Raw genomic sequence first — 11,535 nt, forward strand, 5'->3', positions numbered from 1 at the left:
ATTGCAGAATATAAAGAAGATATACGTTAAACTAAATATGTGTTTCTTGATTCTAAAGGAGTTAAAGTTAAAATGTTTAAAGATGAAATTTTATAATCATCAAAATTATTTCCCAATACAGAAATTAGCAAAAATATTTCCTAACAAATCATCACTAGTAATCTCACCTGTTATTTCTCCAAAATGAAATAAGGCCTGTCGCACATCTATAGCTAATAAATCTCCCGAAACACCTGTTTCCAATCCTGCTTTAACGTTATTTATTTCTTCAAATGCTTTAATAAGTGAATCGTAATGCCTTGTATTAGTTACAATAGTTTCGTTATTTCTTAGTGCTCCAGTATTAACAAAACTTATTAACTTGTTTTTAAGTTCGTCTACTCCTAGTCCTGTCTTGGCAGACAATAAGTGAAGATTATTAAATTTGGATGTTAAGGTTTTTAATTCAAAATCGTTTAAAACATCTATTTTATTAGCAATTACCAATAATGGCTTTAATGGAAAACGATTTTTAATTTTTTCAATTTCGACTTTTAGACGTTTACTTTCAGTTTTAAATTCTTCAGCAGAGAACAAGAGCACTACTACTTGAGCTTGTTCCATTTTTTCGAATGTTTTCTTAATACCAATACTTTCTACAACATCTTTAGTTTCACGAATTCCTGCAGTATCTATAAAACGAAAACCTATACCTTCTATTACTAATTCGTCTTCAATGGTATCTCTAGTTGTTCCTGCTATTTCGCTTACAATAGCACGTTCTTCATTTAAAAGTGCATTTAAAAGTGTAGATTTACCAACATTTGGCTCACCAACAATGGCAACAGGAATTCCATTTTTAATAACATTTCCAACCGCAAAACTGTCAATTAACCGTTTTAAGACAAAAGTTATACGATTTATTAATGCAGCAAACTGTGTTCTATCTGCAAACTCAACATCTTCTTCTGCAAAATCAAGTTCTAATTCAATTAAGCTGGCAAAATTCATTAATTCTTCGCGTAATTTTGCGATTTCACTTGAAAAACCACCACGCATTTGCTGCATTGCAATTTGATGTGATGCTTCGTTATCACTAGCTATTAGATCTGCTACAGCTTCAGCTTGACTTAAATCTAATTTTGCGTTTAAGAAGGCTCGCAATGTAAATTCTCCAGCAGTTGCCATTCTACATCCTTTTCGAAGAAAGAGTTGAATAATTTCTTGCTGAATATAAATAGAACCATGACAAGAAATTTCAACTACATTTTCACCTGTATAAGAATTTGGGTTTTTAAAAACTGAAACTAAAACTTCGTCTATTATTCTTTTGCCATCTATTATATGTCCAAAATGTATTGTATGTGTTTTTTGATTTAAAAGTGTTTTTTTATTCTTAACAGATTGAAAACAACTATTAGCGATACTTATAGCATCTGCTCCAGAAAGTCTTACTATAGCAACTGCTCCAGCACCAGATGCTGTAGCGAGTGCTACTATTGTATCAGTTTTAATCATATCGCAAAAGTAATAAATTGTAAATTGATTACTGTATTACTCGCTTTTTAAAAAGCACATAATAAATTATATTCTTATATATTTGTAATTCAAAAAAAAATAAAAATGCTTAAAAATATATTTCTAATAGTATTTATCTTCTTTATTATTATTTCATGTAAAAATGATAATACTAACGGTTTTAAAATATCTGGAACATCAGATAGCTATATAACCGGAAGCACTGCTAGACTTTTTAGAGTTGAAAACAAAAAAAAGAAAGTTTTAGATTCTACTGTTCTAGAAAAAGGAAATTTTACTTTTGAGGGAAAAGTAGATGGACCAGATATTTATTACATTACTATTGACAATGTTTTAGGTGCTTTACCTATAATTCTGGCAAATGAAACTTTCGACCTCCAAGTAATCAAAGATAGTCTTGCTAATTCTAAAATAATTGGAAGTAAAGAAAACGATTACACACAAAAATACAATGAAGGCACACAATACCTGAGAGATAAACACAAGGTATTAAATGAAAGATTTCAAATCTTTAAACTTAGTGGAAATAAAGACAGCATGCAAACTGTTAAGTTTTCTTATGATAGTTTAGTATTAGAAAAAGGCAAGTTTGATGTTTCTTTTATTAAAAAATATCCTAATACAACTTTGGCTGCTTTAATTTTAGAACGTATTACAATGGCTAAACAAATTTCTGAGGAGGAAACCAATCTGCTTTACAAGACTTTATCTAAAGAGATGCAAAACACTAGAGCAGCTAAATATGCTTTGGAATTTATAGAGGAACAGAAAAAAAGAAATAATTAAATTTTTCCTAGTTTTTGCATTATAAATAAAACTGCTATGGGCAATCCCATAAAAAGCATCATAGTTAAGTCTTGCTCCAATAGTCTAGGAGCAAGCAATAATGTTATTATATAACCTCCAACTGCACCACCAAAATGAGCATCGTGACCTATGTTGCCTATTTGTTTTTTCATTCCATAAATTGAATATAACAAATACCCAATACCAAAAACAAATCCAGGAATAAAAAAATTAATTTCCATCCATGGATCAAATAATATAGCCGAATAAATAATACCCATTACAGCTCCACTTGCTCCAACAGCAGAATAATGGTAATCCTTTTTATGAAAATAATACGAGAGTAAACTACCCGTAATTAAACTTGCAAAATAAACTACAAGAAAACTAACTTCACCAATACGATAAATTACTCCATTTGCAAAAAAAAACAACGTTACCATATTAAATAATAAATGCTGTGTATTAACATGTAAAAACCCAGAAGTTAACATTCTTAACTTTTCTCCTCTGTTTATAGCTCCAATGTTAAATTTGTATTTTTCGAAAAAAGAAAAATCATTAAAACCTTTAATAGATACTAATACATTTGCTACTATTAATAGTATTGTTACAAGATTTAAATTGCCCATAAAGTATTCCGTTTTTTAAATATAGCATATATTTGCTTCTACAAATCTAAAACTAATTCATGCAATTATTAGCTTACATTTTAATTTATCCATTTTTTTGGTTAGTATCAATATTGCCTTTTAGAATATTGTATGCGTTTTCAGATTTAATTTACCTTTTTATTTATCACATTTTCGGTTATCGCAAAAAAGTAGTCCAAGACAATCTAAAATTAGTTTTTCCAGAAAAGTCTTCAAAAGAGATAAGTACCATTACAAAAAAATTCTATCATCATTTATGCGATATGATAGTTGAAGCCATGAAATCTATGACTATTTCTGAAGCTGAAATGAAAAAACGCTACACATTTACAAATATTGAATTGCTTAAAAAACTGGAAGACCAAAATAGAAGTGTTATCATAATGTGTGGCCATTATGCGAGTTGGGAGTGGATTTTTATTTTACAAACCTATGTTAGTCATAAAGGCTTTGCTGTTTACAAAAGATTAAATAATAAATATTTCGACAGATTAATTAAGCGTATTCGCGCAAAATATAACAGCCATTTAATTACTACCAAAGAAACTATTACAACTCTAAAAGCCTCTCATGCTAAAAACGAATTAACAATTACTGGCTTTGTTGCAGATCAATCTCCAAAATTAAATAAGGCGCACCATTGGAATAGTTTTATGGGAGTTACTGTACCAATTCATACTGGAGCCGAAATGCTGGCAAAAGAATTAAACCAAGCTGTTGTGTTCTTTGATGTTAGAAAAATGAAACGCGGCTATTACCAAACCACTTTTAAAACTATAGCAGAACACCCAAAAGAATTTAAAAACTACGAAATTACAGATATTTTTAAATCTTTTATTGAAGAACAAATAAAAGAACAACCAGAATATTACTTATGGACACATAAGCGTTGGAAACACCGAAATAATGTACCTGCTGAGTTTCAATAAGAACAAAAAAGACTAATTAGAAGTATACTTAGTATAAAAAATTAAAACTTCATTTTCATCATCAATTAAACTTAAATCACCATTGCTATCGAGTTTAAAACTCCAACCAAATGGTTCTTTTTCAATACGATAAATTTTAGAATTAGATTTTATTTCTAACAATTCTAATTTTTGTAGTCTTTCATTTTGTTTATGGTAAAGGTTGCTATCAGACAGTTCTATAAACTCAAAAAAACCAAGTTCTTTTATGTTTTTAAATGATTGTTTTTGCCATATTCCTAAAACTTTAACTTGGTCTAAAGCTTTAATTTTTTTTTGATAATTTAAAACCTCATAAAGGTCTTTACTAACAGAATTACTTTCGATTAAGTTCAACTTTTTTAATAAGTTAACATGTCTATTATTTTCTCCATAGACAGAGTACACATAAAAATTATTAGCAACTGCTTCAAGTTGATAAGCTGGATATTGAATTAGTTTAGCATCTCCTCTAACAGTAACACATTTCTTAATTATTGGCCAAAACGCTAAAGTAGATGGTCCATAATTATTGTGTGTTAAGTGCATTTCTGGAACTATATTATTGGATTTATAACTTTTTACACCATGAATTTCTAACATTAAAGCAGTTCTCATCATATGTGTTATAGAAATAGAACATGCTCTTCTGTTGTGTGTTTTCCGATTTCTAAAGCGTCTTGATCTAATTTTAAAAGTTTATCCCAATACATATTAATTTCAGCTTCAGTTTTTAACTCAGAAACTTCTTTTCTATAATCATTTAGAAGTGTTCTATTTGAACAAGACGAAATAAAAATAAAAAGAATAAAAATGTATAATATATTTTTCAAAGTAATTTACAACTCAAACCAACCATCAACTCTAAGCTCTTGACTTGGCACAAAAGTCTTATGGATAAATTCGTTATTAGCCTTATTATATTCGTAATCTTTTGACCATTCTATATGGTTTTCGGCTAAAGCAATTAAACTATCACATACGTAATCTATCTCATTGCAGGTAGTTGTTGGATGAATAGACATACGAATCCAACCTGGTTTATGAGTTAAATCTCCAGAAGTAATTTCGCAAGTTAAAGCGTTAGATTTTTCACGATCTACATTTAGTAAATAATGCCCATAAGTTCCAGCACAACTACAACCACCACGTGTTTGTATTCCAAATCTATCATTAAGTATTTTTACTCCTAAGTTAAAGTGCAAATCTTCAATGTAAAAAGAAATAACACCTAAACGGTCTTGCTCGTTTGGTGCTAAAATTTTTATGTTATTAATAGCTCCAAGATTTTTGAATACTTGATGCAATAATTCATGTTCGCGATTTAGAATATTTTTCACTCCCATTTCCTCTTTTAATCTTATTGCAAGAGCTGTTTTAATGGTTTGCAAAAAGCCAGGAGTTCCTCCATCTTCTCTATCTTCTATACTTTCTATGTATTTGTGTTCTCCCCAAGGATTAGTCCATGACACAGTTCCTCCTCCAGGACAATCAGGAATCATATTTTTATATAGTTTTTTATTAAAAACTAAAACTCCAGAAGTTCCTGGTCCACCTAAAAATTTATGTGGTGAAAAGAAAATAGCATCTAAAGCTTCGTCTTCATTTTCTGGATGCATATTAATATCTACATAAGGTGCAGAACATGCAAAATCCACAAAACATACACCTCCATGTTTGTGCATTACTTTTGCAATTTCATGATATGGTGTTTGTATTCCTGTAACATTACTTCCACCTATTACAGAAGCTATTTTAAGCGCACAATCTTTGTACTCTTCTAAAAGTATTTCTAAATTTTGAATACTAAATAAACCATCATCACCAGCAGGTATGACTTCTACTTTTGCCATGGTTTCTAACCAAGAAGTATGATTAGAATGATGCTCCATATGAGTAACAAAAACCACAGGACGAATTTCGTCTGGAATAGTAGCATATTTTCGTAAGTTTTCTGGGACTTTTAGTCCTAAAATACGCTGAAATTTGTTTACTACACTTGTCATGCCATTTCCTGCTACAATTAAAACATCGTCTGCATTTGTGTTTACATGACCTTTTATAATGTTTCTTGCTTTGTGGTAAGCATTTGTCATTGCAGTGCCTGAAACAGTAGTTTCTGTATGTGTGTTTGCTACAAAAGGTCCGAATTGATTAAGGAGTTTTTCTTCAATAGGTCTGTATAAACGTCCAGAAGCAGTCCAATCTGTATAAATCATTTTTTTTCTTCCGTAAGGCGATTCAAATTCTTGGTCAATACCAACAATATGTTTTCTAAACTTAGAAAAGTAGATTTCTAATTCCGATTGTCTCTCACTAGTTGCTCTTGTAGTAATCATACACTTAAAATTATGTTGTTAAGGTACTAAATATTAGCGATTTCTTTAATTTCTGAAATAATTTTATCAGCCAATTCATCTGCAATTTGCTGGGATTTTGCTTCGGTATAAATTCTAATAATTGGTTCTGTATTACTTTTTCTTAAGTGTACCCAGTTTTCTGCGAAGTCAATTTTTACACCATCTACAGTGTTTAAGTTTTCATCTTTATATTTTGCTGCCATTTGCATTAAAATTGCATCAACATCAATTTGTGGTGTTAAAGCTATTTTCTTTTTACTCATGAAATAGCTCGTGTAAGTTTTACGTAACTGGCTAACACTCATTTTTTTTTCAGCTAAAAGTGTTAAAAATAAAGCAACACCAACTAAGGCATCTCTTCCGTAATGAGATGCAGGATAAATAATACCACCATTTCCTTCTCCTCCAATAACTGCATTATTTTTTTTCATTAATGCAACAACATTTACTTCACCAACAGCACTAGCTTCGTATGTTCCACCATGCTTTTCTGTAACATCTCTAAGCGCACGAGTAGAACTCATATTACTTACTGTGTTTCCAGGATTCCTGCTTAAAACATGATCTGCACAAGCTACTAAAGTATATTCTTCTCCAAACATGTCTCCATTTTCGTCCATAAAAGCAAGCCTATCCACATCTGGATCTACAACAATCCCAAAATCTGCATGATGTTTTTTTACTTCAGCAGATAAATCTGTTAAATGTTCTTTTAAAGGTTCTGGATTATGTGGAAAATGCCCATTTGGTTCGCAGTATAATTTCACTGCTTCAACTCCTAGACGTTCTAATAGTAGTGGTATAGCAATTCCTCCTGTAGAATTAACACCATCTACAACCACTTTAAAATTAGCGCTCTCAATAGCTTTTTTATCTACAAACTCTAATTCTAAAACTTCATCAATATGTATGTCTATGTAAGCATCATTTATTATTATTTCTCCTAAACTATCAACATCTGCAAAGTGCATGGTATCACTTTCGGCAATTTCCAGAATTTTAGCACCTTCAGCTGCATCTAAAAACTCGCCTTTAGCATTCAATAATTTCAAGGCATTCCATTGTTTTGGGTTATGACTGGCTGTTAATATTATACCTCCATCCGCATGTTCCATTGGAACAGCTATTTCTACTGTTGGTGTAGTAGAAAGCCCAAGGTCTATAACATCAATACCTAAACCTACTAATGTGTTCATTACTAAATTCTGAATCATTTCTCCCGAAATCCTTGCATCTCTACCAACTACAACTCTGGAATTTTCCTTTACACGTTCTGTTTTTAGCCAAGTGCCATAAGCCGAGGCAAATTTTACAGCGTCAATTGGTGTAAGGTTATCGCCAACGTTTCCACCAATTGTTCCACGAATTCCTGAAATAGATTTTATAAGTGTCATTACTATAATTTTAATATTCAAGTACAAATATAGTATTTCAAAAGCGGAAAAATCTATTATGAATTCGTAAATTCGATTTATGAATTTTCTAGCACATATTTATCTTTCTGGAAATAATGAAGCGGTTACAATTGGTAATTTTATTGCTGATGGTATTCGTGGTAAAAAATACTTAAAGTACCCAAGAGACATTCAAACTGGTATTTTATTGCATCGCCAAATCGATACATTTACAGATGCGCATAAAACTGTAAGACTAAGCACTAAAAGACTTCACAAGAATTATAGCCATTATTTTGGTGTGATTGTAGATATTTTATACGATCACTTCTTAGCTAAAAACTGGAGTAAGTATTGTAATTTACCTTTAGCTGAATATGTAGATAATTTCTACATCAGTTTGGAGAATAATTTTGAAATTCTACCAAAACGAATACAAAAAATGATGCCATACATGATTGCAGACAACTGGTTATTAAGTTATGCTTCTATAGAGGGTATTACAAAGGTTTTAGAAGGTATGAATAGAAGAACACAAAACCGTTCGCAAATGAATTTAGCTGTAAACGAACTTCAAGAATTTTATAATGAATTTGAAGATGAATTCACATGCTTTTTTGATGAACTTATTAATTTTTCATCTCAAAAATTAAAAGAGATAGAAAAGAGATAAATCTTTTATTTACAAATATATAAATAACTAATAAAAAAATATGAAGATAAATAACATGCTTATTCTGTTCATTGTAATCTCAATCACTTTCTCTTGTAAAAAGAATGAACCCAAACGTGGTTTAGTAACACAAAAAGCAATGGTTGTTTCGGCTAGAATTGAAGCTTCAATTATAGGAAAACAAATATTAGAACAAGGAGGCAATGCCTTTGATGCTATGATGGCAACAGACTTAGCCTTAGCGGTTGCCTATCCATATGCAGGAAATCTTGGAGGAGGTGGTTTTATGGTTTACAGGTTAAATGATGGTAGTATAGGCGCATTAGATTATAGAGAAAAAGCACCTTTAGCAGCCACAAAAGATATGTATTTAGACTCTTTAGGTAATGTAGTGCCAAACTTAAGCACTCGAGGCGCAATGGCTGTTGGTGTTCCTGGAACGGTTGCAGGTGTTTTTGAAGCACATGAGCAATTTGGAATTCTACCAATAGAAACGATAATAAAACCAGTAATTGCATTAGCAAAAAGAGGTGTTATTGTTACAAGAAAACAGGAGTTTAGAATTGCAGAAAAACAACAAGACTTTAAACTTGCTAATAAAGATTCTATCCTTTTTACAAAAGCATGGAAACAAAACGATACTATTAAATATAATAAACTTGCAGAAACTCTAACTAGAATTATGCAGAATGGTAGCGATGAATTCTATAAAGGTAAAAGCGCAATAATACTAGCGCAATTTATTCAAGACAATGGAGGTATAATTACTGAAGAAGATTTAGCAAATTATGAGCCAAAATGGAGAACTCCAATTACTTTTACTTATGACGATTTACGGATTATCTCTATGTCACCACCTTCAAGCGGTGGAATTACAATGGCTCAAATTTTAAAATCTGTAGAAAGCTATGATTTAGATAAATATGGACATAATTCTGTAAAAACCATTCAGTTATTGGCTGAAGCAGAACGTCGTGCCTATGCAGATAGAAGTTTTTATTTAGGTGATCCAGATTTTGTAAACATACCACAAAACAAACTTATAAGTAACGATTATCTAAAAAACAGAATGTCTAGTTTTTCGTTTGAAAAAGCAACACCATCTGCTGATGTCTCTCATGGCACAATAGATATTATAGAGAGTGATGAAACTACCCACTACTCTATTGTAGACCAATATGGAAATGCCATATCTGTAACTACTACTTTAAATTCTGGTTATGGGTCTAAACTCTATTGTAGTGAATTAGGGTTCTTTTTAAACAATGAAATGGACGATTTTTCTAGTAAACCTGGTGTACCAAACGTTTATGGATTAATTGGTGCAAAGGCAAATGCTATTCTACCCGAAAAAAGAATGCTAAGTTCTATGACACCAACTATTGTTGAAAAAAATGGTAAATTATTAATGAGCGTTGGCACTCCAGGAGGTTCAACAATTATTACTTCTGTTTTGCAAACTATTTTAAATGTTCATGAATTTAATATGAGCATGCAAGAAGCTGTTGATGCTCCGCGTTTTCATCACCAATGGCTACCAGATGAAATTAGAATGGAACCCAATCGTTTCAATAAAGAAACTATTAATACTTTAGAACAAAAAGAATATACTATAAACGAAGAGCGTTCTCCAATAATAGGAATTGTAGATGGTATTTTAGTTTTACAAAATGGCAAACTTGAAGGTGGAGCAGATTCTCGAGGAGATGATGCAGCAGCTGGTTTTTAATTTTTTTAATGTTAAAAATGTTAAATTAACCATACATAAACCATACGCTAAGTGATTTTTAACTTTAATAATTGTAAAAGTAAATAAATACATTTATACTTGATAAAATCTCTATTATACAACAACCTTAAAAAGGTTTATTTTACTCTAAATTCAATCATGAAATTTAAATTACACTCAAAATTATATTACACACTATTTATACTAATTATCTTTTTTACTCAGAAAAGTCAGGCTCAATTAATGCCTATTTTTGTTGGAAATACTATAGATTTAGGAAATGATTGTTATCAAATTACTTCTAACGCAAACTTTCAACTTGGAGCTGTTTGGTATAATAATTCAATAGATTTAAATGCGGATTTTGATATAGTTTTTGATGCCAATTTTGGAAGTAATGATGTCAATGGAGCAGATGGAATTGTTTTTGTTTTAAAAACATCTCCTACTCCCGAAATAGGTGCTTCTGGTGGAGATTTAGGTTATGGAGGCATCTTCAACTCTTTAGCTGTTGAATTTGATACGTGGCAAAATAACGATAGAAACGACCCTTTTAATGATCACGTGGCTTTAATTTCTAATGGAAATACTAATCATGCTTTAGGAACATCATTAACATCTCCAGTTAATGCATCTGCTGTCTCTGGAAATATCGAAGATGGTATTTCTCATGAAATTAAAATTTCTTGGCGAGCAATGACTCAAGAATTTAGAGTTATTTTTGATTGCAATGAAAGAATCTTTTATTCAAATGACATAATTAATACGGTATTTGGAGGCAACTCAAATGTGTTTTTTGGCTTTACTGGTTCTACTGGTGGATCAACAAATTTGCAAACAATTTGTTTTAAAAGTATTTCTTTTGTTGATGAATTTCTCTTAGATGATCAAAATATATGTTCAGGTGAAACCATAAATTCTATTGATGCAACATATGATGGAGCTACAAATTATTCATGGTCTCCAAATACTGGCGTTAGTAATATCTCGATACCAAATCCAATATTCTCACCGACAGTAAATACAACATACACTGTTGAGATTACAGATGGTTGTGGTGAAATAATTACAACAAGTTTTGATGCTAATATAACTCCTACAGATGATTCTACGTTTACTATGTTAGCAAGTTGCACAGGAGCAGTAGTAAATTCTGTAGCTACTCCAGGTGGTATTTATGTCTTTAATCCTGTACCTACAGATGGAGCCCTAATAAATCCATCAAATGGAACAATTAACAATGGAGTTCCAGGAACGAGCTACACTGTTGAATATACAACTTCTGGAACTTGTCCTTCTACAAGTCAGTTTTCCGTATCTATCGGTTTAGCAACAGACTCCACATTCACCATGTCAGCCTCATGCGATGGTGGAACAGCTACAATTACAGGAGACACTGGAGGTGTATTTACTTTTAATCCAGTACCAACAGATGGCGCGTTAATTGATGCTGCTACAGGAACAGTTTCAAACGG

At 31.2% G+C, this 11,535-nt stretch carries 11 protein-coding genes; 5 read left to right on the forward strand and 6 right to left on the reverse strand.

The window, feature by feature from the left end; genetic code table 11:
• Nucleotides 1-105 precede the first annotated feature (105 nt).
• Nucleotides 106-1,497: a tRNA uridine-5-carboxymethylaminomethyl(34) synthesis GTPase MnmE gene (mnmE, locus tag P8H50_RS05520; RefSeq protein ID WP_300206439.1), complete on the reverse strand. Its 1,392-nt coding sequence runs from the start codon at nucleotides 1,495-1,497 to the stop codon at nucleotides 106-108.
• Nucleotides 1,498-1,602: 105 nt separating this feature from the next.
• Here mnmE and P8H50_RS05525 point away from each other — a divergent pair, with 105 nt between their 5' ends.
• Complete coding sequence (locus tag P8H50_RS05525) at nucleotides 1,603-2,304, forward strand: DUF4369 domain-containing protein (RefSeq protein WP_300206441.1); 702 nt, start codon at nucleotides 1,603-1,605, stop codon at nucleotides 2,302-2,304.
• Here P8H50_RS05525 and P8H50_RS05530 read toward each other — a convergent pair.
• Complete coding sequence (locus tag P8H50_RS05530; RefSeq protein ID WP_300206443.1) at nucleotides 2,301-2,936, reverse strand: rhomboid family intramembrane serine protease; 636 nt, start codon at nucleotides 2,934-2,936, stop codon at nucleotides 2,301-2,303. The two genes, P8H50_RS05525 and P8H50_RS05530, sit on opposite strands and share 4 nt — an antisense overlap.
• Before the next feature lie 59 nt (nucleotides 2,937-2,995).
• Here P8H50_RS05530 and P8H50_RS05535 point away from each other — a divergent pair, with 59 nt between their 5' ends.
• Nucleotides 2,996-3,886 carry a lysophospholipid acyltransferase family protein gene (locus tag P8H50_RS05535; protein ID WP_300206445.1) on the forward strand — a complete coding sequence of 297 codons (891 nt, stop codon included), beginning with the start codon at nucleotides 2,996-2,998 and terminating at the stop codon, nucleotides 3,884-3,886.
• 12 nt (nucleotides 3,887-3,898) lie between these two features.
• Here the strand turns inward: P8H50_RS05535 and P8H50_RS05540 are convergent, their stop codons facing one another.
• From P8H50_RS05540 to glmM, 4 genes are read right to left on the reverse strand one after another with little or no spacing between them, the layout of a single operon-like run.
• On the reverse strand, nucleotides 3,899-4,525 hold the full coding sequence (locus P8H50_RS05540; RefSeq protein ID WP_300206447.1) for a hypothetical protein: 627 nt from the start codon (nucleotides 4,523-4,525) through the stop codon (nucleotides 3,899-3,901).
• A 5-nt stretch (nucleotides 4,526-4,530) separates the two neighbouring features.
• Entirely contained in the window at nucleotides 4,531-4,737 is a 207-nt protein-coding gene (locus P8H50_RS05545) for a hypothetical protein (RefSeq protein ID WP_300206449.1), read from the reverse strand.
• 6 nt (nucleotides 4,738-4,743) lie between these two features.
• Nucleotides 4,744-6,243 carry an aminotransferase class V-fold PLP-dependent enzyme gene (locus P8H50_RS05550; RefSeq protein ID WP_300206451.1) on the reverse strand — a complete coding sequence of 500 codons (1,500 nt, stop codon included), beginning with the start codon at nucleotides 6,241-6,243 and terminating at the stop codon, nucleotides 4,744-4,746.
• 26 nt (nucleotides 6,244-6,269) lie between these two features.
• The gene (glmM, locus tag P8H50_RS05555; protein ID WP_300206454.1) at nucleotides 6,270-7,658 is read right to left on the reverse strand and encodes a phosphoglucosamine mutase; all 1,389 of its coding nucleotides are present in this window, start codon (nucleotides 7,656-7,658) and stop codon (nucleotides 6,270-6,272) included.
• Between the two features lie 79 nt (nucleotides 7,659-7,737).
• Here glmM and P8H50_RS05560 point away from each other — a divergent pair, with 79 nt between their 5' ends.
• From P8H50_RS05560 to P8H50_RS05570, 3 genes are all read left to right on the forward strand, one after another.
• Nucleotides 7,738-8,331, forward strand: coding sequence for an acyl carrier protein phosphodiesterase (locus tag P8H50_RS05560; RefSeq protein WP_300206456.1), 594 nt, complete (start codon nucleotides 7,738-7,740; stop codon nucleotides 8,329-8,331).
• 40 nt (nucleotides 8,332-8,371) lie between these two features.
• Nucleotides 8,372-10,060 carry a gamma-glutamyltransferase gene (gene ggt, locus P8H50_RS05565; RefSeq protein ID WP_300206458.1) on the forward strand — a complete coding sequence of 563 codons (1,689 nt, stop codon included), beginning with the start codon at nucleotides 8,372-8,374 and terminating at the stop codon, nucleotides 10,058-10,060.
• A gap of 159 nt (nucleotides 10,061-10,219) precedes the next feature.
• The coding region (locus P8H50_RS05570; protein ID WP_300206460.1) for an L-type lectin-domain containing protein at nucleotides 10,220-11,535 on the forward strand (1,316 nt) is incomplete at its 3' end.

The sequence above is a fragment of the Lacinutrix sp. genome, from assembly GCF_029238095.1.
GTDB lineage: Bacteria > Bacteroidota > Bacteroidia > Flavobacteriales > Flavobacteriaceae > Lacinutrix.